This window comes from Synechococcus sp. RC10B2, assembly GCF_047502635.1.
In genome coordinates this window covers 20463-44385 of record NZ_JANSHO010000073.1, presented here as the reverse complement: position 1 = coordinate 44385, position 23923 = coordinate 20463, and the positions used below count along the sequence as shown (strand labels likewise).

Here is a 23923-nt window from a genome sequence, read left to right as displayed (position 1 = left end):
CTTCAGTCATGCAAACCTTGCCGAAAGAGCGCCGCTACGAAACTTTTTCCTACTTGCCTCCGATGACGGATCTGCAGATCCTCAAGCAGGTGCAGTACATCTTGGATCAAGGCTACATTCCTGCCATCGAATTCAACGAGTCTTCGCAGCCCACCGACCACTACTGGACGCTGTGGAAATTGCCCCTGTTCAGCGCCACTTCTCCCCAGGAGGTGCTGACCGAGGTACAGGCCTGCCGCAGCGCCTACCCCAATTGCTTCATCCGTGTGGTGGGTTTCGACAACATTAAGCAGTGCCAGGTACTCAGCTTCTTGGTTTACAAGCCCAGCGGCCTGCGCTAGGAGAGGTCCAGAGCAATCGGTCTAGTTCCCAGCCAATCGGCGCAGAGGGAGAGCTTCTCCCTCTTTATTTATTTCTTGCTTTGCATAGCCATTCCCAATGGCAACGGCGCCATTCTCAATCTCAAAAATACAGTCATTTCAAACAGCAACGAAACGGTTCTTTGCCTCGTTATTGCTACGCAACGCTCTAACTCCCCTCTCCCAGAGGGAGAAGGGCTGGGGGTGAGGGCAGCGGCGCGGAGCGCTTGGGCATCTTTTTAGGATCCGATCCCCAAAAGCGCCCCCAGACCCACTGCTAAAAGAGCTGCTAGGGTCGTTTGAATGCCGTTCACCACTTCATTGCTCATCCAAGCCAAGCGAGGCTGCAACACCACCCCCATCCAGCTTTCTGCCAAAGTGGCCAGGATCCCGGCCAGCCAGCAGATTCCCAACCATAGGAGATTCCCTCCCACCCATTCTCCGCCAATGCCCCAGGCCAAGGCGGCCATCCCTCCTGCTGCCGCCACCCCCGCCAGGGATCCCTCCAGGCTGACGGCTCCCTCAGTGCCTGCTGGCACCGGCTGCAAGGTGGTGATCAAAAAGGTCTGACGTCCGTAGGCTTTTCCCACCTCGCTGCTGACGGTATCGGCCAACTTGGCGGCGAAGCTGGCGCTATACCCCAACCACCAGAGGGGATGGGCAAAAAGCGCATATCCCACCGCACAGGCAGCTCCCGTCAGGGCAGATCCCCAGACATTTTCCGGCCCTCGCGCCCCCTCTCGCTTTTCGGCGATCCCCTGGGCCTGCTTGCGGCGGATCCCCAGCTTGGTTACGGCGGTGCCGACTAAAAAATAGGCGGCTACGACCAGGTAACCCCGCCCTCCCAGGCCCCCCCACACCAACAGGCCCAGCAGGCCCGCGTGGAGAACCCCAGCTCGCGTCAGCGCCTTCTGGGGGCTCAGCAGGGCCAGCGCCACCAAGGCCAGATTGAGCCAGAGCGCCACCCCCCACTGACTCAGCAGCCACGCCTGACCCATGGGTGCCCTCCACCACCGGCAAGGGCGGCTAGGAACTGGCCACAACAACGGAGAGGGAGGGATTCGAACCCTCGACGGAGCTTTTGGGCCCCGTAACTTCTTAGCAGGAAGCCGCTTTCGACCACTCAGCCACCTCTCCAGAGCGGCAGAGACCTCAGCAAGCTGGGATCCAGCCGCCGGTTCACCTATTGTAGAAGATGGGATCCCACCCGGCAACTGTTCTCGAGCGGGATCCCTGCTGCAGCTCAGTTCACCACCTGCACATAGATATCGAAGCTGCCGCTGTTGTCGCCGTAGCTGCCCTTGGCGTCATTGACGTTGAAGGCGATATCCAAGTTGGGATCCAGATCCACCTCTTGCGGCTGCTCCGGCGAGGATTCCCAGACCTGCCGGGCCACCAACCGGGCGTTGGGCTGGAACAGCACCAGGCCGTAGCGGCAAAGACCGGGGTAGCGCCACTCCGAAGGCGTGGGGATCCCTTTGCCGAGAGGAGAGCGGATGCTGGTGGAGAAAGAAAAGCCATAGCGCCAAGCCACATTTTTCACAAAAAAGCGAATGCGGCTGGCCCGCAGCGGCTGCCCCTGCCAGTGCAGGATGTTGCCCGGTTCTTGGTTGACCCGCAGGCCGTAAAAGGCGATCCAGCCCTGCAAGTTCTCCTCTTGGGGTTGGGTGCCCTCGATCGCTGCGGCTTGGCTCCAGTCTAAGTCGCTGCCATCGCAGGTAATCTCTGGCGGGACTTGCGTCAAATCCATTTGTGGCAGCCCTGACGTAGCGGGTGTAGCCGATTGGGTAAACATCTATCTCTCCTTTTCTTCAAAATGACTCCAGAAGTGAGAAGCTGTAAAGAGCTTACAGGGATCCCAAAAATGAGCCGGGGAAAGGTTTTAAAGACAAACCTATTCCTCTCCCTGCTGCTGGATGGAGAATCTCAGATGAACTGTGACATCGGGGCTGAGAACCTCAGGCTCTTCCTCGATCGGGCAAGAGATTAAGGTCTCAAGCTCTTTGTAATAGGTCAACTTTACTTGATGGATGGCGGCTATTCCCAGAGAAATAGACCTTTGCAATACTTTTTTAGGGAACCATAGGAATCTGTTAATTCCCCAAGACTTGATTGCCAACCAAGGCCGAAACCCAGATCCTTACTCAGCGCAGATCTTCTGGGACCTCGTATTCCAAAACACATTAATTTGTGCAATGCCCCTGTTAAGCACTCTTGCGCTCGTTTGGTCTCTGCAGCAGCTTTCCGCAACCCGGAGCGCTTTGACAACCGTTTTTGATAAGATCACCATTGCAAGTCTCGCGGGGTGCCCGGCGCCCACGGCATGCACGACACTTCTGCCGCCACCGATCTGGAGATCATCTCTTTGTCAAGCCCTCGGCAGGCCATGTCCTTGGCGGGCATTCAGGAGGCCAACCTGAAGTGGATCAGTCGCTCCAGTGGTGCCTCTGTAACGCTGCGCGGACAAGACCTGTACCTGAAAGGCACCCCTCAGCAGCGGCAGCAGGTGCGGCAGTGGCTAGAATTGCTGAAGCCGCTTTGGCAAACTGGACACCCTGTCACGGTGATTGATGCGGAGCAAGCTTTTCGCGCCCTCTCCGGCCAGGAGGCTACGGCCTATCAGCAAGCGCAAGCAGGTGTGTTGGCCCGCACCCGTAAGGGAGAGTTGATCCGGCCCAAGACACCCCGCCAACAGGAGTACGTGCAAGCCATTCGCACCCACGATCTCTGCTTCGGCATCGGGCCGGCAGGCACCGGGAAAACCTATCTGGCTGCCGTTGTGGCCATCACAGCCCTGCAAAACCGCGAGTACGAGCGTTTGATCCTGACGCGACCAGCGGTAGAGGCAGGGGAGAAGCTGGGCTTCTTGCCAGGGGATCTGGTGGAAAAGGTAGATCCCTATCTGCGGCCTCTCTACGATGCCCTGTTCGAGTTTATCGACCCGGCCAAGCTGCCCCAGCTTATGGCCCAGGGAGTCATCGAGGTGGTGCCGCTGGCCTACATGCGGGGGCGTACCCTCAGCAACGCTTTCATCATCTTGGACGAGGCCCAAAACACCACCCCGGAGCAGATGAAGATGGCCCTCACGCGGCTGGGCTTCCGCTCCCGCATGGTGGTTACCGGGGATCTCACCCAAACGGATCTGGGCAAGCATCGCCTGTCGGGCCTGGCGGCTGCAGAGCGCATCCTGGCGGGGGTAGAGGGGGTTGCCTTTTGCTACTTTGACCAGCGGGATGTGGTACGCCACCCCCTGGTGCAGCGGATTGTGGATGCCTACGCCCGCTACGAGAGCCAGCAGTGAGACCGAGGGTAATCTTCTTCGATGCCGTGGGCACGCTGTTTCGGGTGCGGGGCAGCGTCGGCCAGGCCTACAGCCAGGTGGCAGCAGCGTATGGAGTGGCGGTGGATCCGCAGGCGTTGGATCGCGCCTTTGCCCAAGCTTTTGCCAGCGCTCCGCCGCCAGCCTGTGCCGGTCTTCTGGGATCCGCCCTCCAGGAATGGGAGCGGGCCTGGTGGCGCCAGGTGGTGCGCCAGACCTTTGCGGGGGTGGGATCCCTGGCTGCTTTTGGGGAGGAACGGTTTGAGGCGTTTTTTGCCCGCCTTTTCGAGTATTTTGCCACGTCGGATCCCTGGGAGCTCTATCCCGAGACGCTGCCGGTTCTGCAGGTTCTGCAACAGGAAGGGATCCGGCTGGGGGTGATCTCCAATTTCGACAGCCGCCTGCCCAGGGTGCTGCAGGCGCTGGGGCTAGGGGGCTATTTTTCCAGCCTTACTCTCTCTACCCAGGTGGGCTATGCCAAGCCCGATCCCCGCATCTTCCAAGCTGCCCTAGCGGCCCAGGGGATCCCGCCTGCCGCTGCCTGGCACATCGGCGACAGCCGCCGCGAAGACTATCAAGGGGCCAAGGCAGCAGGCCTGAGGGCCCTTTGGCTGGATCGAGAAGGACAAGATCCCTCCTGCCAAGAGCGAATCGAAAACTTGGGGGGATCCCTCTCCCTGCTCAATGCGCTGGAGCGGAATTAAGCAGTAGCGGGGCAAAAACCCCATCGGGCTTGAGCAAGTAGCGCCGCAGGTTCATCTGCCGCTCCAGAAGGCAGGCATGGCCGCTCAAAGGCGAGATCTCCACCTGGGCCTGGGGCAGTCGCTCCGCCAGACGCTGCACCTCCTGCACCGAGGGCAGGAGGCGATCCCGCCCCCCCGCCACCAGCAACGTCGGCAGGGTCATCGACTCCAGGGGCAGCTCCTCCACGACAAACGATCCCAGCAAGGCCAGGCGCTGGGCGGCCACCGTGGGCTCAACACTGTGAACGGCCTGGCGCAGCCGCTCCCGATCCGGCGGCTCCATTTGGCTTAGCTCCGCCAAAAATCCCAGCCCCCGCTCCGCCATCTGGTGGTAGAGCGCCGGCGGCAAAAAAGGCAGGAGAACATGACCTGCCCACCACCAGGGCCGGCGCCGCAGCGACGAGGCCGGATTAACCAGAATCAGGCCGCGACAGCGCTCCGGCTGCTGGGCAGCCACAGCCAGGGCTAGGCAAGCTCCGAAGGACTCGCCACACAGGTAGGCTCCCTCGTCCAGCTGGGATCCCACCCAATCGGCCAGGCTCTCCCAGCTCTGCCCTGCTGCGGGGTGGTTTAAGCTCAAAGGGCGGACGTGAAACTCGGCTTGCAGAGCCTGTGCCTGCCGGTAAAACAATTTGCCGGTGCCATCCATACCCGGCAAATAGAGCAGCAAGGGCCGCTTCTGGCGGCTTGGACTAGAGGCAATGGGCTTGCCCTTCAATGTTTCCATCTCCTTGCCAACCCCAAGCGCACCTGTTCGCGAGCGGCTGCCGTCAACTCCTGAATTAGCTGCAGCCGCTCCTGGCGGCAGGTAGAGCGCCCTGCTCCCCCTACCCAAAGAGGGGATCCCACTCGAACCACCACCTGACGGTAGATCACCACCGGATGCCCCCCCGGCCGCTGAAACCTGGGCTCCGTGGGATCAAACCAGCGGAAAAAAGCCATGGGAATATCCATCGCCCGCCACTCTTCCTGCGCCCACACGGCCACCGGCAGGATCGGCAGGGGATCCACGCCAGCAGCCAAGGCCAGATGGGCAAAGCCCGGCTGAAACCAGCCCAGCTCTTGGGGCGAGGTCTCGCGAGTAATCTGCTCCGCCCCTTCCGGGAAGATCCCCACCCCTCCGCCTGCCGCCAGAGTGGCCTGCGCCTGGCGAAAAAAGGCAAGCTGCGGCCCTGATCCCTGCTGGAGGGGGATACAACCCAGGGCCAAGGCAACCTCCCGCAAGAGGGGCACTTGCGATAGGTAGTAGTGGCAGGCAAAACGAATCGGTCGATCCAGCCCAGCAATCAGCACCGGCGCATCCAAAAAGCTGCGATGGTTGCTCACCACCAGCAGGGGGCCCTGGGGAACCCGCTCCTTGCCCTCCACCCACACCTCCGTCTGGAAAAGGCCAAGCAAGACCTGCGCCAGCGCCCTCGCGTCGGGGAACCCGCTTTGCTGCAGGAGTTGATCCAGCATCGCCACCCTGCTCAATAGTCCACCCCGCGCCGCAGATCGGCCCCCTGTTCGGCATAATGCTTGTGGCTCACCATTTCCGAATGGACAGAGGCCAGCTCAAAGTAGGGCAAAGGCGCATGGCAGCGCCCTGTGATGATGATCTCCGTATCGCGTGGCTTGCGCAGCAAAGCCTCAACAATCGGCTCCACATCCAATAGCTCCAGATCCACCGTTGGGTTGAGCTCGTCCAGAATAATGGTCTTGTAAAGCCCAGAGGCGATGGCCGCCCGTGCCAGCTCCCAGCCCCGCTCCGCCTCCACGTAGTCGATTTCCTGCTGCTTGCCCCGCCAAACGATGGCGTCGCGGCCGCAGCGCTGGTGATCTACTAGATCGGGATAGCTCTCTCGCAAAGCCCGAATGGCCGCATCTTCTGTGTAGCCCGTTCCCCCCTTTAGCCACTGCATAATCAGGACGCGGTGGGAGAGATCTTTGCTGATGCCGCGCCCAATGGCCTGCAGAGCCCGGCCCAGAGCGCTGGTGGACTTGCCCTTGCCGTTGCCGGTATAGATCTCGATGCCGCTGAGGAGGGGCTGGCCGTCCTGGGGATCCGCCGCCCGCCGCACGCTGCGCATTTCCGAGTGCAAATCTGCTAGGTCGATAATTTCCTTAGGGGCGCCCCGTCCGGTGATGATGACCTCCATTTCCTCTGGCTTTTGCTTGAGGGTGCTGACGACCTCGTCCACAGGCAGCAGGCCCAGATCCAGCACCGGGTTCAGCTCGTCCAGCACCACCACCGAGTAGAACCCCGACGCCAGCGCCCCCTTGGCCACATCCCAGCCGCGGCGGGCCTCTTGGCGGTCAAACTTAGTGATCTCGTCGGGGCCGAAGAACTCTCCTCGCCCCGTGCGCAGTTGATCGATAAGGTGGGGGAAGCCGCGCTGCAGAGCGGCAATCGCGGCATCCTCGGCATAGGTGCGGCCCGGCCCCTTGAGAAACCGCACCAGCAACACCCGGCTGGGGGCCGAGTTTTCAATCCCCAGCCCAATGGAACGCAGCACAACCCCTAGCGCCGCCTGCGACTTGCCCTTGCCCTCGCCGTCGTAAACATGGATCTGGCCTCGCCGGCGGTCAAATTGTTGCGCGGTTACAATGCCGATTTCTGCCATGCCCCTCCGCATCACGCCGCTGTCCAGAACTCGTGCTTCCCTACCCCCATCTTAGAGTCTAGCCAGAGGTTTTCGGGGAAGCGCGGAGAGGGCCAGAAAAAGCCGGCAAGAGCCGATAAACACCGGGATAAGATGAGCAATGGTTGTCCAGCCCAGTGCTTATCTAGCGAGGGATCCCCCTTGTATCCAACCGTGTTTTCTTCTCGCCCCTTGCCCCCTGCGGTCGATAGCCCCATCGAGCTGGTGGGACGGACGCCGCTCATTCGCCTGCGGCGGGTCACCGCCGACCTGCCGCCGTCGGTGCGAGTGTATGGCAAAGCAGAGTGGTACAACCCCGGCGGCTCGGTCAAGGATCGCCCGGCCCTGAATATGATCCGCGCTGGCGAACGCGAGGGCAAGCTTACGCCTGGCAAGATCATCCTGGATGCCACCAGCGGCAACACCGGCATCGCCTACGCCTGGATCGGGGCAGCTTTGGGGTACAAGGTGAAGCTGGCCCTGCCGGCCAACGCCAGCCCAGAGCGCAAGAAGATCCTCGCCGCCTACGGGGTGGAGGTAGTGCTCACGGATCCGGCCCTCGGCTCCGATGGGGCCATCGAGAAAGCCCGCGCCCTCTATGCCGAAAACCCGGATCTCTACTTCTATCCCGACCAGTACAGCAACCCCGCCAACTGGCAGGCCCACTACGAGACCACGGGGGTAGAAATCTGGGAGCAAACCCAGGGACAGGTCACCCACTTCGTAACCGGGTTAGGCACCAGCGGCACCTGCATGGGGGTGGGGCGGCGCTTGCGGGAGTACCGCTCCGATATCCAGATCATTGCCATGCAGCCGGACTCCCCCTTCCACGGCCTTGAAGGCCTCAAGCACATGGCCACTGCTCTCAAGCCCGAGATTTACGATCCCACCCTGCCCGACCAGCACATCGAGATCTCCACCGAAGCAGCCCAGAAAATGGTCAAGCGTTTGGCCTTGGAGGAAGGCTTGTTGGTGGGCATCTCTGCCGGAGCCAATGTGGTGGCGGCTCTACAGGTGGCCTGTCAGCTCTCCTCCGGCGTGGTGGTGACCATCTTGTGCGACGGGGCCGATAAGTATCTCTCAGAGCGGTTTTGGACAGAAGATTAAACTAGCCCGTACCGCAATGGCCCCTCCTCTTAACAGCCCCGCCCTTTTGCCGCTATGATGGTTAAACCTGGAATGCGGATGTGGCGGAACTGGTATACGCGCACGTTTGAGGGGCGTGTGGCTTTGCCATGCGAGTTCGAGTCTCGCCATCCGCACTGGGCCCTCACCCCCAGCCCCTCTCCCAAGGAGGAGAGGGGAAGCGGGCAGTGGTCAACCAGCCGATTGCACTATTCCCGAACGGCGCCCTGAAGGCGTGTGCCCCAGGTGCGGGCAAAGCTCAGGTCAGTCCCGGTCAGATTGGCATCGCGCAGATCGGCCCCCCGCAAGTCGGCGCCGTACAGGGAGGCAGAAGAGAGATCGGCACCCCGCAAATCAGCACCCCGCAAGTCCGCTCCCTCCAGGTAGGCACCGCTGAGATCGGCGCCACGCAACTGGGCGCGCCGCAGATTGGCTCCCACCAAGTAGGACTGGCTGAGATCGGCGCCAGTGAGGATGGTGCGCTCCAGGTTGGCCTCGATCAGGTCGGCACCCTGGAGGTTAGCCTCTGCCAGATCCAGGTTGCTCAGCTCAAGGGATCCCAGCCGGCAATTGGGACAGGTTCTGGAGGCCAGCAGGTAGCGCAGGAAGCAGGCGTTGGGGGTTGTGGCGGCGGCATTGGAAGCGACGGCTGTCGTGGCCAGCAGGGCCAAAATGGCGGAAGCTTTGAGATGAAAGTTCATGGTAACCGAGCCTCACAAAAAGTTGACTGAGACAATCCGGCAGAGCGGGGTTGTTTTGCGTTGGTCACATGATAGTGGCATCTGCCGGCTTCGGCCACTGCACAGATCTGCCTGGTTTTGTGGATCGACAGACGCTCCCAAGGTGTGATGACGTTGTGGCCTTATCGCCCCAGAGCTTGTGGGCTATCGCCGGGCGGGGGAGGATCTTTCAGCAGCGGATCCACCCAATGCCAAGACAGTTGCCCCAGTCCCAGCAAAACCGAAAGTATCGCCGAGGCAGCCAAGACGCAATCCTAGCGGGTTGCCAGCCGAGAAGGATGGCTCGGCTGGCGTTTCCTCCGGCCGGGCCGGGCAACGGGCAAGCTTTCCCAGGGGGGGAGAGGGCGACAACGCAGGAAGCAACCGCAGCGGCGACAGCGACGATCGGAGTCGAGGTTGAGCCAATGGCAAGCTGGACAGCGGAGCATGGGAAAGGCCAGGGATCCCATCCGGGGGCAGCGCGAGCAGTTGCGGCATCCGGCAACCGTATCTGAAGATCTTCCCAATTCCCATGCAGGTGGTCAATTCTGCTCGTCCCCCTCTAGATCAGGGGTCGAGTTCGGGGCAGCCTTGGGAGAGAAGCCTCTGTGGAACTAGCCCTCCAGAATCAGTCAGCATCGAACAGCAACCCTGTGCCGATCCTATGCAGATTCGACTGGAAAACATCTGTAAGCGTTATGGCCGCCGTGAGGTGGTGAGCGACGTCAGCTTGCACATTCAGCAGGGAGAAGTTGTGGGGCTGCTGGGGCCCAATGGGGCGGGGAAAACCACCACCTTCTACATCATGACCGGCCTGATCCAGCCCAACCGAGGCCATGTCTGGCTGGATGACCAGGACATCACCCATCTGCCGATGCATCGCCGGGCCCGCTTGGGGATCGGCTACTTGGCTCAGGAGCCGAGCATCTTTCGTCGCCTCAGCATTCAAGACAACCTGCTGCTGATCATGGAGCAGACGGGGGTGCCTCGCCGCCTCTGGCAGCAGCGGCTCAACCACCTGCTGGAGGAGTTTCGCATTGCCCATGTGGCCCACAGTTTGGGTTTGCAGGTGTCGGGGGGAGAACGGCGCCGCGCCGAGATCGCCCGCGCCCTGGCAGCCGGGATCCACGGGCCAAAATTCCTGCTGCTGGATGAGCCCTTCGCGGGGGTGGATCCCATTGCGGTGGCGGATATTCAAGAGGTGGTGGCCAAGCTCAAGCAGCGGGGCATCGGTGTTTTGATTACCGACCACAACGTGCGGGAGACGCTGGAGATTACCGACCGGGCCTATATTCTCAACGACGGCGCCATCCTGGCCAAGGGCACACCAGCGGAGCTGGCGGCGGATCCCTTGGTGCGCAAGTATTACCTGGGGGAGAAGTTCCGTCTTTGATGCCGCTCCATCTCATCGCCAGGAGTACAAAGCTCGCAGGCGTTGGCTTTTTTTGTGCTGGTGGGCCTGCATGCGGGCCAGCAGCTCGTCCAGCAGGGCAACCGCCTCCAGGAGATAGGGGCCCTTATTGAGCATGACGCACTCGGCCCGGGCCGACATCACCGCATCGGAAAGCTCAGGCCGGGAGGGCAGGCCCTCCTTGGTGAGCTGATCCAGCACCTGGGTGGCCCAGACCACCGGCACATGGGCGGCCTCACAGATCCACAGCAGCTCCTCCTGGATCTCGCCCAGGCGCAGCCAGCCAATCTCCACGGCCAGATCTCCCCGGGCAATCATCACCCCCAGGGGCCGGCAGCCGTCGACGGCCGCGATCAGAGTGGGCAGGTTTTGCACCGCTCGCTGCGTTTCAATCTTGAGGATCAAGCCCAGATCGGGCCGGGCCTGGCGCCGCTCCAGCTCAGAAAACAGCAACTGCAAATCCGCCGGCTGCTGGACAAAGGAATAGCCCACCAGGTCGGCATGCCGCACCACGAAGTCCAGGTCTTGGCGATCTTTCTCGGTGAGGGGCTGGATCGAGAGCTGGCTGTCGGGAAAGTTGAGGCCTTTTTCCTCCCGCAGCTTCTTGCCCTGCGGGGCGACTTTGTCCACCTCCAGCACCACCCCTGCCGGCTCGATCCCCACTACACGAGCGCCGATTTTGCCGTCGTCGATCCAAACAGTTGCCCCCACCTTGAGGTGGGCCAAGATCTCCGGCAGGGTGCAAGCCACCTGGCAGCAGATGTCAGAGTCGACCGGCGGAATGGCTGCCGTGAGCAGGATGCGATCCCCACCGTACACCTTGGCTTTGCCGGGTGGCATGGCCACCGGGCCAGTGCGGATCTTAGGGCCGGCCAGGTCGAACAAAATCTTGCAGCGCCGTTGGGTCTGGGCTTCGGCCCGGCGCAAGTGGGCCACCATTTTTTCCCACACCGAGGGATCGTCGTGGGCGCAGTTAATGCGGGCCACGTTCATGCCCCGTTGTAACAGTTGCAGCAGCAGCTCGGGCTGCTCGGCGGCTTCGCCGGGCAAGGTCACCATGATGCGGGCGCGGCGGTGGGGAGAAGGAGGGCCAAAAAGAGCCTCGGTGTGCTGCTCTAGGGCCATGTCCCCAGCGTAAAACTCCTCATAGCTGGGCCCCTTGTGGCTTAGGCCCTGCGTGGCTGCCAAAGTGGCGATCACCGCATCCAGGGTCTCTAAGACCCGCGATTCACACCGTCCCAGCGAGGACAGCCCCACCGCAGCCAGCTCCAATTGCAGGTTGCGCAGATCGTGTTGGCGTAGCGCCAGGTAGCGCGCCAGGTTGCAGAGGGCTGCAGGAGGGTTCCCAAGGCAGCCCCAGGCGGCCAGGTAGTTCTGGGATCCCTCCACAACTTGCTGTCGCAGCTCCAGGAGCTGCTCTAGCAAACGCTTAGGCGAAGAGGGGGAAGAGGAAGCCATGCTGAAAGCTATCTCAAGACAAACAAGCCCAACGCCCGGCCCAAGCCCGCCTTGGGTCGATCATAGGCAAGTTAGGGTGAAAAAGGGAGGCGATTAACCTTTTGTTGGCCAGCGTTCCGGTCTAGAGTCGTTAACAGCCTTCGGGTTGTCCTGACTGCTACTTCCCTTGGTTTTGTGAAACTTCATTCTCCCCCTACTCCTCCTTCAATCAAGCAGTCTTGCAACAGGCTCTCCATCGTTTGCGCGGTGGGCCTGATGGATCGCTACATCATCTCCGAGATGCTCCTGCCCTTTTTCTTTGGGGTGGGAGCGTTCACCACCCTGGTGATGGCAGTGGGATCCCTGTTTGAGCTGGTGCGGCTAGTGGTAGAGGCGGGGCTGTCCCTTTCAGCAGCGTTGCAAGTGTTTGTGTTGCGGGCGCCGGGGATCATCGTCCTGACGTTCCCCATGTCGATGTTGCTGGCGACGTTGCTGGCCTATGGGCGCCTGTCTGCTGATAACGAGATCACTGCCCTGCGCGGCTGCGGCGTGAGCCTCTATCGTCTGGTGGTGCCGGCCCTCCTTCTCAGCCTCTTGGTGACGACGTTAACGTTTCTCTTCAACGAGCTGGTGGTGCCGGTGAGCAACCGCCAGGCGGCCCTGACTCTAAACCGCGCTTTGAACCGAAGTCCAGAGTTCCGCCGCGAGAACATCCTCTACCAAGAGTTCGGCGAGATCCTCGCGCCCGAGCCAGACGGCACTTTTTCCCGCCGGCAAGGGCTAACCCGTCAGTTCTATGCCCGCAGCTTCGATGGCCAGCAGATGCGCGGCGTGATCGTGCTGGATCTTTCCAACGAGGCTCTCAGCCAGATCCTGCTGGCGCAGCAGGGGCGCTGGGATCCCCAGGAGAACCTCTGGGTGTTTGAGGAGGGCACCAACTACATCGTCTCCCCTGATGGCACCTACAGCAACATCGCCACCTTTGCCCGCCAGGAGTTGCGCCTGCCGCGCGCGCCGCTGGATTTGGCCCAGGAGGTCCGCAGCCCCGAGGAGATGAACATTCAAGAGCTGCGCCGCTACATCGAGGTCATCGCCAGCTCGGGGGATCTGCAGGGGGTACGCCGCCTTCAGGTTAGCCTCAGCCAAAAGTACGCCATCCCCTTTGCCTGTCTGGCCTTCACCTTGATTGGGGCGCCCCTGGCGCTGCGCCCCCAGCGCACCAGTTCTTCTCTGGGCCTGGGCCTCAGCGTGCTGATTATCTTCGCCTACTACGTGCTGCTGTTTGTCAGCCAGGCGCTGGGCCAGATTGGAACCTTGGGGCCGGAGGTGGCGGCCTGGTTGCCCAACTTCATCTGCTCCGCAGTGGGGCTAGGACTACTTTACCGAGCCAATCGCTAGGCAAAGGCCAGCTACCGCAGCGGGATGAACTCGGTGCGGCCAATGATTTGCTGGCCTTGGTCGGAGAGGGCATAGTTGATGAAATCAGCCACCACGGGGCTGGTTTTTTGCGGTACCACCAAAAACACGTTGCGGGCCAGCGGGTAGCGGCCACTTTGGATGGCCTCGCGGGTGGGCATCTGGCCGTCGATGGGCACCATCCTCACCGTTTGCTGGTTTTGCACCTGATCCACGGTGCTGTAGGTGATGCCGTCTTCTCCCAAAGCCCGCAGGAGAGGGGTGGTGGCATCCTGGGTGGCAGTGGTGAAGTAGGGCGGGTTATCGGGGGCAAAGGGCAGCCCCAACAGCACCAGCTCCTGGAAAACGCTGTAGGTGCCGCTCTGAGGGGCGCGGTTGAGAACGCGAATCGGACGATCGGGGCCGCCTACCTGGCTCCAGTTGGTGATCCGGCCCTGGAAGATGTCGGCCAACTGCTGCAGCGTCAGGCCGCCCTTGTAGGGGTTGTTTACCCCCACCGCCACCGCCAGGGCATCTTTGGCCACCGGGATGGCCTGCAAACCCGCCTGGACTTCGCTGGCATTGAGGGGGCGAGAGCTGGCAGCAAGCTGGATGCGACCTTCCATCAGGGCCTTGAGGCCGGCGTTGGATCCATTGGGCTTGCCGTCGGGGATCCCGTAGGTGATGGGGATGGCGGGGTTGCGCTGGCTGTAGCCTGACTTCAAGGCCAAGACAATGCGGATCATGGTGACGCTGCCGTCCATCTGCAGCACCGCCGGGTTGGGCAGGGAAGTATCCAGATTAACCGCGCTGGGTGGCTGGTTGGGGGCCTGGGCTGGAGGAAGATTGGGGGCCGTTGGCGCTTGCGGATGGGCAGCCGGGATCTGGCCAGGGACAGAAGGCGCGTTCCCTCGCTTCAGGAAAGAGTCAAGCAGGCCGGAACGATAGGCATACCAGCCGCCTCCCCCCAGTATCGCCAGCAAAAGAATGTAGACAATCGGAGGTGGGCCGGAAGGTCGTACGGTCATGGGATCCCCCTCGAGAAATTCGCAGTCCAGACTTTGGCGGACTTTCCCCCTCTGTTGTATCAACTGTTTGCCCGGACTGGGCAAGCCGCAGGTTAAAGGGCATTCTGTCCCACCTCCCGCAGCTCAATGACATCGGCGCGGGGATCTGCCTGCAGAACCTCCAACTCGATCCAGGCCCCCAGCGGCACCTGCCGTTCCAAGCGCACCGGCACGCGAAAGGCAATCTCATCCAGCATGGCCATCACCAGGTTCTCCTGCTCGCGCAGGTAGCCCAAGACCAAGGCCTGCCAAATCTGCCCCGGTCGCTGACGCAGGTACTCGATGCTCCAGTAGCGCTTGGACTTGCGCTCCACCTGGTTGGCCTCGGCGGTGCCTGGCTCGATCCCCAGCAACAATTGCTGCACCTTGGCTTCTGTCAAGGGCAAGGGATCCCCGCGCAAAAAAGCCTTGATCTGGTAGTGGGCCACCAGATCCAGGTAGCGGCGAATGGGAGAGGTCACCTGACAGTAGGCATCGAGCCCTAGCCCCGTATGTCGCCCCGGTTGGGTGGCCACTTCCGCCCGCGAGAGACAGCGCATGATGGCAAACGACCGAACCGGACCCTGGGGGTACAGATCCAAAACCTCCGGCGGGGGCAGCTCAGGAGCCGGCTGCAGGCGATAGGGCACCGGGATCCCGTTTTGGCGGGCAAAGCGAGCGGCTACCTCACCGGCCAGCACCATCATCTCCGCCACCATCTGCCGCGCCGGCGTATCCTCGATCACCCGCAGGTGGGGGATCTCGTCGATGACCTTAATGTCCTGCTCCGGCAGGCCGATGGGGATCGCCCCTTGCGCCAGTCGCCAGGCGTAGCGCCAGCGCGCTGCCCGAGCAATGGCTGTCAATTGGGCCTCCGCCCCCAACTCCAGCATCTCGTCGGCATCGTCGTAGGTGAGGCGGTAGTTGACCCGGATCTGGCTGAGGCAAATTTCGTAGTCGCGCACGGCCCCGTCGGATCCCAGCCGGATGCCGAAGCTAAGGGCAGGCCGCACCTCCCCCTGCACCAAGCTCATCGGGCCGGTGGACAACTCCGATGGAAACATCGGGATCACCCGCTCCGGCAAATAGACGCTGGTGCCCCGCTTGCGGGCTTCTAAGTCGAGGGGATCCCCCCACCGCACCCAACAACTGGGATCGGCGATGTGGATCCAGAGCTTCACCTCGTCATCCGACTCAAACTCGACGCTGAGAGCATCGTCGATGTCGCGGGTGCTGGCATCGTCGATGGTGTAGGTGTGAAGATGGGTGAGATCCCGGCGCAGAGGCAGATCCAAGAAGGGGGGAGGCCCGCCAAGCAAAGTTTGGGCGTAGCGCTCCACCTCCTTGGGAAATTGGGTGGGGATCCCCGTAAGGCGCAGGGCCAGGTTCTCGTGGCGGCTCCACAGGCCCAGGGCTACCAGGGCGTCAAAGGCTCCTTGAGGAGTGTCGGGAAATCCCATCAGTTGCAGCAGTTGCGAGACCCGCTCCCGATCCGAGGGGGTGAGGTTGTGGGAGAGATCCTCGTGGCTGCGAATGCTGGCCGCCGCTCCCTGCAAAGCTAGGCGCTCCAGCACCTCCAGACGAGCTCGTTCCGCTGGGCTCCAAGTGTACTTTTGCCCAGGCTGGGCCACCGCTGCCTTTAGGCGGGCCTCAAACTCGGCCTGTTCCTGCTGCCGCTGCTGGGTAACGGCAATTTGATGGAGAATTTCCTTCACCTGAGCCGGAGTACGCGGCTCGTAGCCTTCCCCCTTTGCCTTAAAGTAGACGTAATCCTCGCTCAAAAGACGGTAGGCAGCATAGGTGGAGACCGGGGAATCGTCGGAAAACAACAACTGGGCCATCTCCGACAGGCTCAGGGGCCGCCGCTCCTCCTGAACCAATTCCCAGGCCAAAGCCAAACTTTCGGGATCCAACTTTGCCTGCACCGCCTGCCAAAAGCCCGGGATATCGGACACCGTAAAGCTGGAATTGCCGTTCAAGGCAAACGTAATTTGGCGAGGGTGAACGCTGTGCACCTGCCCCGAAGCCACGCCCAGCAGCAGGTTCTTTTTGCCCTCGGTGCCCTCAACTACTGCCAGTACCCGCTCGTTGTTGTGGCGAAACTCGACCAGCGTGCCCTTTTCCACCCTCTTTCCCCATGTAGGTTGCCGCCAGAATTGTATTTTCTCCTGGCTCTACTTCTCCTGCCCATGGGGAAAACCCGACAAGCCAAACCAGCCCCAGAGGGCGAGCGCTTGCCAGCGGGAGGATCCCAAGGCAGGGCGGAGGCAGTTGCCGAGCCGGCCAGAGGAGGTACCCGGCCTCTTCGTGTTTCTTTGGATATGCCGCCACCTCCGTCTGTATGTGATACCTTATTATCCAGGTTTAGGGGAAACTGACGAACCGGCTAGAGGTTGGCAGGTTTTTTCTTGGCGCCACCTGGGCTGTAGATTTGCCGATTTGTCCAAAGGTTTGCTAAGCGGGCTATCCTTTTTCCTTGGGCTTTCTTGCAGCAAAGGGATGAGCAGTGGACAACCCAAAGCGATTGTTGCTGATTGACGACGATCCAAACCTGATCCTTCTGGTGAAGGATTACCTGGAGTTTCGCGGCTACGAGGTGGTTGCGGCGAGCAATGGCCTGGAAGGGTTAGAGGCGATGCGCCACTTTACTCCGGATTTGATCATCTGTGATGTGATGATGCCGGAGATGGATGGCTACACGTTTGTCCAGACCATTCGCTCCAACAGCGCGACGGACTGGATTCCGGTGATCTTTTTGTCAGCCCGCGGGCAAACGGCAGATCGGGTGCGCGGCCTCAACACGGGGGCAGATGTTTACCTGGTCAAGCCCTTTGAGCCGGAAGAGCTGGTGGCTCAGGTGGAGTCCGTCCTCAAGCACACCGAGCGCCTGTTGCAAATGCAGAATGCGGGCATTCAGCCGGTCATCAAGTTAGATCGGGAAATCGAGCTCACCCCTACGGAAGCCAAGGTGATCCAGTATGTGGCCAGGGGCATGTCCAACCGCGAGATTGCCGAGGTGATGGGAGTGAGCCAGCGCACCGTCGAAAGCCATGTCAGCAACATGCTGAGCAAAACCGGCCTGCACAACCGCACCGAACTGGCCCGCTGGGCCCTCGAAAGTGGTTTGGGCAGAGGCTGAGGGGGCCTTTGTTGCATCGCCGCTTGCCGACAAAAGGGCAACTCAGGGGATCTGGCTTTTCCTCTCTGTCTGGGGGCAACTCTGGAGGGGCGGGCGAGCGTTGGGCAGGATCGGGGATCTTTCAACTCCTCTGCCCGCCGTCTGCGGTTTTGGCGGCAAACTGAAGAAGGTACCCCGCCACGGCTACGGTTTAGACCTTATGGGATCCCGTTTACCGCGTCCGGCCCGGCCCATCCGCTCCGGCCACTACCCGGCCAAGGAGCTGTGCAGCCAGTGCGGCCTCTGCGATACCCGCTACGTCGCCCACGTCAAGGAAGCCTGTGCCTTTTTGAACCAGCAGTTCACCCGCCTAGAAGAGCAAACCCACGGGCGATCGCGGGAATCGCTGCGCTCCAAATCGGATGCCGTCAGCGACAGCGACTACTTCGGCGTCTACGAGGCAATGTACACGGCCCGCCGGCGGGATCCGATCCCGGGTGCCCAGTGGACGGGCATCGTCAGCAGCATCGGCATGAAGGCCCTCAGCAGCGGCCTAGTAGAAGGGGTGGTGTGCGTGCAGGCGGATCCCCGGGATCGCTTTCAGCCACGGCCTGTCTTGGCGCGTACCCCAGAAGCGGTCTTGGCGGCGCGGGTCAACAAGCCAACGCTATCGCCCAATCTCTCCGTGCTGGAGCAGGTGGAGCAAAGCGGCCTCAAGCGCTTGCTGGTGATCGGGGTGGGCTGCCAGATCCAGGCTTTGCGGGCGGTGGAGAAAAACTTGGGCCTGGAGAAGCTCTATGTGTTGGGCACGCCCTGCGTAGACAACGTCAGCCGCGCCGGGCTGCAAAAGTTTCTTGAAACCACCAGCCGCTCCCCGCAAACGGTGGTGCACTACGAGTTCATGCAGGACTTCCACGTCCACTTCAAGCACGAAGACGGCTCGGTGGAAAAGGTGCCTTTTTTTGGCCTCAAAACCAAAGAACTAAAAGACGTGTTTGCCCCCTCTTGCCTTACCTGTTTTGACTACGTCAACAGCCTGGCCGATCTGGTGGTGGGCTATATGGGATCCCCCTTTGGCTGGCAATGGCTGCTGGTGCGCAATGCGCGCGGGCGGGAGCTCTTGGATCTGGTTTGGGAAGAGCTGGAAACCCAGCCGGTGATCTCGCGGGGCTCGCGGCGGGCGGCGGTGCAACAGGGGATCCAAGCCTACGAGCAGGCCCTGAGCTTGCCCATGTGGCTGGCCCAGCTCCTGGCGGTGGCCATCCAGCGCTTTGGGCCGCGCGGACTAGAATATGCCCGCTTTTCCATCGACTCCCACTTTGTCCGCAACTATCTCTACGTCCGCCGCCACTATCCCCACAAGCTGGAGCAGCATGTGCCTCCTTTTGCCCGGCGCATCGTGGAGCAATACCAACTCCCCTCTCCCTAGGGGAGAGGGCCAACCCTAGAGCTCAGCAATAGCGGATCCCGGCTTCTGCCCAGCGGTCGATGGCCTGGCCCAGGCGTTCGCAATCGGCAATGAGGCTAATCCGCACGTAGCCCTCTCCCCCTTCTCCAAAAGCGTTGCCAGGGGTTACGACCACGCCTGTGGACTCCAAAAGCCGCAGGGCAAACTCCGTCGAGCCTTCGGGGGTGCCGTCGGCGGTGCGGGGGGTCGGGATCCAGAGGTACATCGTCGCCCGCGGCGGCTCGATCTGCCAGCCCAACTCGGCCAGGCGGGCAATGAGGTAGTCGCGTCGGCGGCGGTAGCGCTCCTGCACCTGCTGTAGGTAGCTATCTGGCAAGGCCAAAGCGGTCTCGGCCGCCTTTTGCAGGGCGCCAAAAATGCCGTAGTCGAGGTTGGTTTTCAGGGTGCGCAGGCTCTGGATAATCTGGCGGTTGCCCACCACAAAGCCTACCCGCCAACCGGCCATGTTGTAGGTTTTGGAGAGGGTGTGGAACTCCACGGCCAAGTCCTTGGCGCCAGGGATCTGCAGCAGGCTGGTGGGCCGGTAGCCGTCAAAGGCCAGCTCGGCATAGCACAGGTCGTGCACCAGGAGGAGGTCGTAGCGGCAAGCAAACGCCACCACTGCTTCAAAAAAGGAGCGGGTCGCCACCGCTGTTGTCGGGTTGTTGGGGTAGTTGAAGTAGAGCAGCCGCGCCTGCTTGGCCACCTCCGGCGGGATCTCTTGCAGGTCGATGAGCCATCCTTTCTCCGGGCGCAGCAGCAGTGGGTAGATCTGCCCGCCGGCAATCAGGGGACCGCGAAAATGGGGCGGGTAGGCAGGGCTAGGCACCAGCACCAGATCCCCGGGATCCACATAGGCCAAGGCCAGGTGGGTCAGGCCCTCTTTGGATCCCAATAGAGGCAGCACCTCGCCATTGGGATCCAGCTCCACCCCGTAGCGGCGCCAATACCACTCGGCAATTGCCTGGCGAAAGCTAGCCGTGCCCTCGAAGGGTGGGTAGCCGTGGTGAGCGGGATCGGCAATGGCGGCCTGGGCCGCCTCCACCACCGGCTGGGGGGTGGGGCCATCGGGGTTGCCCATGCCCAGATCGATCAAATCCAACCCCTGCTGGCGGGCGCGGGCCTTCAGCTCATCCAAGCGGGCAAAGACATAGGCAGGCAGTTTGTTCAGCCGCTGGGCAGGGGCGAGGGCACGGTTCATAGCAAGGAGGGGAAACGAGTGCAGCCGGTGTCTGATGGGAGGTTAGCTACCTAACTTACCGCCAGAGCTGCCTTCAGGGCAATGATTGAGATCAGCGGGTTTGGGCATCTGGGATCCCAAAGGCTAGGATAGAAGTCTGGGTTCGGCTTTTTGGCAAGCGGAGCAGTGGCTTTACCCCTTGTAGCCGTTGTGGGTCGCCCCAACGTGGGCAAATCCAGCCTCGTCAACCGCCTGGCGGGGGTGCGCTCGGCCATTGTCCACGACGAGCCGGGCATCACGCGGGATCGCCTCTACCAAGAGGTGGAGTGGAACGGGCGCCGCCTGCGGGTGGTGGATACCGGCGGCCTGGTCTTCGGCGACGACAGCGAGTTTTTGCCCCACATCCGTCAGCAGGCCATGGCGGCGATGGCCGAGGCCCACGCTGTAATCTTTGTGGTGGATGGCCGCGAGGGGCTGACCCCTGCTGACAAAGAATTGGCCGATTGGCTGCGCAGACAACCCCTGCCGGTGGTGGTGGCCGTCAACAAGTGCGAGTCGGGGCAACTGGGCCTGGCGCAGGCGGCGGCTTTTTGGGAGTTGGGGCTGGGGGAGCCGATCCCTTGTTCTGCCGTCCACGGCAATGGGGTAGCCGAGCTGTTGGAGGCGGTGCTGCCTCACTTGCCCGAAGTGGCCCAAGAAGCCGCAGATGAGCCGGATCCCATCGCCGTGGCCATTGTAGGGCGGCCCAACGTAGGCAAGTCCAGCCTGCTCAACCGCCTGGTGGGATCCGAGCGGGCCATTGTCAGCCCCATTGCTGGCACCACCCGCGATGCCGTTGACACCCTGGTGGAGTGGGAGGGGCAGAGCTATCGTCTCATCGACACGGCTGGGATCCGCAGAAAAAGCCGGGTGGAATATGGGGTGGAGTTTTTCAGCATTAACCGCGCCTTCAAAGCCATCCAGCGCTCGGACGTGGTGCTGCTGGTCATTGACGCCCTGGAGGGGGTAACCGAGCAGGATCAGCGGTTGGCTGGCCGCATCGAAGAAGAAGGCCGCGCCTGCATCATCGTTGTCAACAAGTGGGACGCGGTGGAAAACAAAGATACTCACACCATTAACGAGTACACCCGCGAGATCCGCGAGCGGCTTTATTTCATTGACTGGGCACCCCTGTTGTTTGTCAGCGCCCTCACGGGGCAGCGCACCCACAAGATCTTTGCCGAGGTCAACACAGCGGTAGCCGCCCATCGCAAGCGCATCGCCACCTCCGTGGTCAATGAAGTTCTCCAGGATGCCCTCGCCTGGCAGTCACCCCCCGCCAACCGCCAGGGCAAGCAGGGCAAAATCTACTACGGCACCCAGGTGGCGGAGCGGCCTCCCACCTTTCTCCTGTTTGTCAACGATCCCGATCTGTTCAAAGAGAACTACCGCCGCTACCTGGAAAAGCACTTCCGGCAAAACCTCGACTTCACCGGTACCCCCATTCGCTTTCGCTGGCGCAGCAAATCCGAGCGCCTGGTGGGACGGGCAGTGCAAAAATTGGAGGGTTCCCTGGCCTCTCGTTAGGCCCTCTGGTGGACGAAGCTCTCTTCTGAAAGCGTATGGCTGTGGATCCCAACGTCAAAACCCTGGTGGAGAATCGCCGCGCCCGCTTCGAGTACGAGATCTTGGAGACCTACGAAGCCGGGATCCAACTGACCGGCACAGAGGTAAAGTCCATCCGAGCGGGCAAAGCCAACTTGCAAGACGCTTTTGCCCTCTTTCGCGATGGCGAGGCCTGGCTGCACAACTTGCATGTTGCCCCCCACGGAACTGCCAGCAAGGTGTTTAACCACGACCCGACCCGCCGCCGCAAGCTGTTGTTGCACCGCCGCGAGATCGACCGGCTGCGGGGCCTGGTGGAGCAAAAAGGCCTGACTGTGGTTCCCCTGCGGCTGGTGCTCAACCGCGGCTGGATCAAGGCTCACCTGGGCGTGGCCCGCGGCAAAAAGCTCCACGACAAGCGACAAGCAATTAAGGAACGGGAGACGCGGCGGGAGATCCAGCGGGAGCTCAAGGGGCGCTAGGGCCCGACAAGCTCCTGGCAGCTCCTATTTTCCGAGGGGGGTGGCCCAAAGCCGCTGGAGCCCTTCGTGGCAACAATTTCCAGTTTTCCTCTCCCTCAGGGAGAGGGGCTGGGAGTGAGAAATCCTCCGCTAGGATTGGAAGCGAGATCCGACTCGGTCGGCTGCAAAGGCACCACTGGGAAATTCTAGGCGCCGGGGAGAGGAAAGAAGCGGTCGGTGGCCTTGACCCGCTCACACCAGGCGCGGATGTTGGGGAAGGGCTTGAGGTCAAACCCGCCCTGCTCGGCCACATGGGTATAGGTAAACAGGGCCAGATCGGCGATGGTGTAGCGGTTGCCCACGAAGAACTCCTTCTCCCGTAGGTGGCTTTCCATGATCTCCAGAGCCTCGGTACCGAGTTTCAGGTTCTGGGCAATTAGCTCGGCATTGGCCTCGGCCTGGCCGGCTCGCACCCAAAAGCGGGTGGTGGCAATGTAGCGGGCAATGCGGGTTTGTTCAAAAAGGAGCCATTTCAAGATCTCGGCCCGCTCCAGCCGCGTCTGGCCATAGAGGGGAGTGTCCTCTGCTAGGTAAACCAAGATTGCGGCTGACTCGGCCAAGACGGTGCCGTCTTCCAGCTCCAAAGCCGGGATCTGCCCCAGGGGGTTCTTGGCCAGGTACTCGGGGCGGCGATTTTCTCCGACCCTGGAGTTGACCTCAACCGTCTCGTAAGGGATCCCCAACTGTTTGAGAAGCAGCTCTACTTTGTAGCAATTCCCGGAGGTCGGGATCCCATACAGTCGCAGCATTGCCGTTAACCTCAACGTGCAGCATCCCCATCAATACCACCAGATAGCTCAACCTCAGCCACAAAACCCCTTCACGTTTCAACGCGGTAGCCGAAGTCGCGCAGCAGGTGCTCGGAGCGCCGCCAGTGGGGCCGCACCTTGACGAACAGCTCCAGGTACACCTTGCCGGCAATGAGCTTTTGAATCTGGAGGCGGGCGGCCTGGCCAATTTGCTTGAGCCTTTCCCCCCCTTTGCCGATGAGGATCCCTTTTTGCGAGTCCCGCTCCACGTAGAGGGTGGCCAGGACGCGGGTGACGGTGGGGGTTTCTTCCACCTGGTCGATGGTGACGGCCACCGAGTGGGGCACCTCCTCGCGGGTGTGCAAGAGAACTTGCTCGCGGATCAACTCCGCCATGATAAACCGCTCCGGCTGATCCGTCACCAGATCCGGGGGATAGTAGTAGGGCCCAGGGGGCAGCAGGTCGACGGTGGCCTGGATGAGGGGCGCCAAGCTGCCGGGATCCAACGCCGACACCCAGACGACGGGGGCACCGGGGCGCAGGGCTTGGTAGCTCTCTTGGTGGGCCTGGCGCGCGGCAGACTCTTTGGGCAGCAGATCGGCTTTGTTGCAGACGAGGATGCAGGGGGTCGCGCTGGGGATCCGCTCGGCGATAAAAGCATCCCCCCGCCCTGCCGGCACCGAGCCATCCACCACGAAGAGGACGACATCCACGCTCCCAATGGCAGCCTGGGCGTTGTGTACCAAGATCTCCCCCAGGCGGTGGTGGGGCTTGTGGATGCCAGGGGTGTCCACCCAGATGATCTGGGCTTGCGGCAAAGAGAGGATCCCCCGCAGGCGGTTGCGGGTGGTCTGGGCCACGGGAGAAGTGATGGCGATCTTCTGGCCCACCAGAGCGTTCATCAAGGTGGACTTGCCCACATTGGGCCGCCCGATGAGCGCCGCAAATCCCGACTTAAACCCCGGTGGGGCGACCGGGATCCCCGACAGCCCCGCCTCCCCCCGGCCACCCTCTTGTCCCCTCGTGTACGGGGGGATGTAGGGGGGGGCCAGCTCTGGCGGCGCTTGGGCCGCCCCTTCCTGCCACCCTTCCTCTGGAGCGGGATCCCGAAGAGGGGGATGGCCGCGTTCCCGTCGCTCTTCTTCCATC

The 23923-nt window shown here is 61.9% G+C and carries 22 protein-coding genes and 2 tRNA genes; 11 read left to right on the top strand and 13 right to left on the bottom strand.

Annotated features, from left to right (window positions below; genetic code table 11):
- The first annotated feature begins 8 nt into the window (after positions 1-8).
- A complete protein-coding gene (locus NW855_RS11040; protein WP_011430063.1) occupies positions 9-341 on the top strand; it encodes a ribulose bisphosphate carboxylase small subunit in 333 nt (110 codons plus the stop codon).
- Between the two features lie 257 nt (positions 342-598).
- Here the strand turns inward: NW855_RS11040 and NW855_RS11035 are convergent, their stop codons facing one another.
- The 3 genes from NW855_RS11035 to NW855_RS11025 form a co-directional block, all read right to left on the bottom strand.
- Entirely contained in the window at positions 599-1357 is a 759-nt protein-coding gene (locus NW855_RS11035) for a DUF92 domain-containing protein (protein ID WP_041438244.1), read from the bottom strand.
- 48 nt (positions 1358-1405) lie between these two features.
- Positions 1406-1496 (bottom strand) — tRNA-Ser (locus NW855_RS11030).
- Positions 1497-1602: 106 nt separating this feature from the next.
- On the bottom strand, positions 1603-2109 hold the full coding sequence (locus NW855_RS11025; protein WP_228375466.1) for a hypothetical protein: 507 nt from the start codon (positions 2107-2109) through the stop codon (positions 1603-1605).
- A 573-nt stretch (positions 2110-2682) separates the two neighbouring features.
- Between NW855_RS11025 and NW855_RS11020 the strand changes: the two genes are divergently transcribed.
- Together NW855_RS11020 and NW855_RS11015 are read left to right on the top strand one after the other, a co-directional pair.
- Complete coding sequence (locus NW855_RS11020) at positions 2683-3660, top strand: PhoH family protein (protein WP_011430067.1); 978 nt, start codon at positions 2683-2685, stop codon at positions 3658-3660.
- Positions 3657-4382 carry an HAD-IA family hydrolase gene (locus tag NW855_RS11015; RefSeq protein WP_414402367.1) on the top strand — a complete coding sequence of 242 codons (726 nt, stop codon included), beginning with the start codon at positions 3657-3659 and terminating at the stop codon, positions 4380-4382. Before NW855_RS11020 ends, NW855_RS11015 begins: the two co-directional genes overlap by 4 nt.
- Here the strand turns inward: NW855_RS11015 and NW855_RS11010 are convergent.
- From NW855_RS11010 to NW855_RS11000, 3 genes are read right to left on the bottom strand one after another with little or no spacing between them, the layout of a single operon-like run.
- On the bottom strand, positions 4360-5148 hold the full coding sequence (locus NW855_RS11010) for an alpha/beta fold hydrolase (RefSeq protein WP_011430069.1): 789 nt from the start codon (positions 5146-5148) through the stop codon (positions 4360-4362). The genes NW855_RS11015 and NW855_RS11010 overlap by 23 nt on opposite strands.
- Positions 5136-5879, bottom strand: a complete 744-nt coding sequence (locus NW855_RS11005) for a lysophospholipid acyltransferase family protein (protein WP_011430070.1) — start codon at positions 5877-5879, stop codon at positions 5136-5138. The genes NW855_RS11010 and NW855_RS11005 overlap by 13 nt, the downstream gene beginning before the upstream one ends.
- A gap of 11 nt (positions 5880-5890) precedes the next feature.
- Entirely contained in the window at positions 5891-7024 is a 1134-nt protein-coding gene (locus NW855_RS11000; RefSeq protein WP_011430071.1) for a cob(I)yrinic acid a,c-diamide adenosyltransferase, read from the bottom strand.
- A gap of 192 nt (positions 7025-7216) precedes the next feature.
- On the opposite strand from NW855_RS11000, the gene NW855_RS10995 reads away from it, so the two are divergent.
- Positions 7217-8149 (top strand): PLP-dependent cysteine synthase family protein, encoded by a 933-nt coding sequence (locus tag NW855_RS10995; protein ID WP_414402366.1) that lies wholly within the window; start codon positions 7217-7219, stop codon positions 8147-8149.
- A 74-nt stretch (positions 8150-8223) separates the two neighbouring features.
- Positions 8224-8304, top strand: a tRNA-Leu gene (locus NW855_RS10990).
- A gap of 72 nt (positions 8305-8376) precedes the next feature.
- Here the strand turns inward: NW855_RS10990 and NW855_RS10985 are convergent.
- Positions 8377-8868 carry a pentapeptide repeat-containing protein gene (locus NW855_RS10985; RefSeq protein WP_011430073.1) on the bottom strand — a complete coding sequence of 164 codons (492 nt, stop codon included), beginning with the start codon at positions 8866-8868 and terminating at the stop codon, positions 8377-8379.
- Between the two features lie 682 nt (positions 8869-9550).
- Between NW855_RS10985 and lptB the strand changes: the two genes are divergently transcribed.
- Entirely contained in the window at positions 9551-10279 is a 729-nt protein-coding gene (lptB, locus tag NW855_RS10980; RefSeq protein ID WP_011430074.1) for an LPS export ABC transporter ATP-binding protein, read from the top strand.
- Between the two features lie 12 nt (positions 10280-10291).
- Here lptB and NW855_RS10975 read toward each other — a convergent pair whose 3' ends face one another.
- Positions 10292-11755, bottom strand: a complete 1464-nt coding sequence (locus NW855_RS10975) for a pyruvate kinase (RefSeq protein WP_414508751.1) — start codon at positions 11753-11755, stop codon at positions 10292-10294.
- 255 nt (positions 11756-12010) lie between these two features.
- On the opposite strand from NW855_RS10975, the gene NW855_RS10970 reads away from it, so the two are divergent.
- Positions 12011-13132, top strand: coding sequence for an LptF/LptG family permease (locus NW855_RS10970; RefSeq protein WP_240527680.1), 1122 nt, complete (start codon positions 12011-12013; stop codon positions 13130-13132).
- A gap of 11 nt (positions 13133-13143) precedes the next feature.
- Here the strand turns inward: NW855_RS10970 and NW855_RS10965 are convergent, their stop codons facing one another.
- Both NW855_RS10965 and NW855_RS10960 read right to left on the bottom strand, forming a co-directional pair.
- Entirely contained in the window at positions 13144-14157 is a 1014-nt protein-coding gene (locus NW855_RS10965; protein WP_414508750.1) for a phosphate ABC transporter substrate-binding protein, read from the bottom strand.
- Positions 14158-14249: 92 nt separating this feature from the next.
- Entirely contained in the window at positions 14250-16301 is a 2052-nt protein-coding gene (locus tag NW855_RS10960) for a ribonuclease catalytic domain-containing protein (RefSeq protein ID WP_414508749.1), read from the bottom strand.
- 380 nt (positions 16302-16681) lie between these two features.
- On the opposite strand from NW855_RS10960, the gene NW855_RS10955 reads away from it, so the two are divergent.
- A complete protein-coding gene (locus NW855_RS10955; protein ID WP_099812190.1) occupies positions 16682-17314 on the top strand; it encodes a response regulator transcription factor in 633 nt (210 codons plus the stop codon).
- A gap of 199 nt (positions 17315-17513) precedes the next feature.
- Entirely contained in the window at positions 17514-18722 is a 1209-nt protein-coding gene (locus tag NW855_RS10950; RefSeq protein ID WP_011430080.1) for a Coenzyme F420 hydrogenase/dehydrogenase, beta subunit C-terminal domain, read from the top strand.
- A gap of 22 nt (positions 18723-18744) precedes the next feature.
- Here the strand turns inward: NW855_RS10950 and NW855_RS10945 are convergent, their stop codons facing one another.
- On the bottom strand, positions 18745-19941 hold the full coding sequence (locus NW855_RS10945; protein ID WP_414508748.1) for an aspartate aminotransferase: 1197 nt from the start codon (positions 19939-19941) through the stop codon (positions 18745-18747).
- Positions 19942-20106: 165 nt separating this feature from the next.
- Between NW855_RS10945 and der the strand changes: the two genes are divergently transcribed.
- Both der and smpB read left to right on the top strand, forming a co-directional pair.
- Positions 20107-21486 carry a ribosome biogenesis GTPase Der gene (gene der / locus NW855_RS10940; RefSeq protein ID WP_011430082.1) on the top strand — a complete coding sequence of 460 codons (1380 nt, stop codon included), beginning with the start codon at positions 20107-20109 and terminating at the stop codon, positions 21484-21486.
- A gap of 35 nt (positions 21487-21521) precedes the next feature.
- Positions 21522-21986, top strand: a complete 465-nt coding sequence (gene smpB / locus NW855_RS10935; RefSeq protein WP_011430083.1) for an SsrA-binding protein SmpB — start codon at positions 21522-21524, stop codon at positions 21984-21986.
- Positions 21987-22171: 185 nt separating this feature from the next.
- Here the strand turns inward: smpB and NW855_RS10930 are convergent, their stop codons facing one another.
- Together NW855_RS10930 and era are read right to left on the bottom strand one after the other, a co-directional pair.
- Complete coding sequence (locus NW855_RS10930) at positions 22172-22774, bottom strand: glutathione S-transferase family protein (protein WP_011430084.1); 603 nt, start codon at positions 22772-22774, stop codon at positions 22172-22174.
- Positions 22775-22845: 71 nt separating this feature from the next.
- Positions 22846-23922 (bottom strand): GTPase Era, encoded by a 1077-nt coding sequence (gene era / locus NW855_RS10925; protein ID WP_011430085.1) that lies wholly within the window; start codon positions 23920-23922, stop codon positions 22846-22848.
- Between the last annotated feature and the right edge of the window lies 1 nt (position 23923).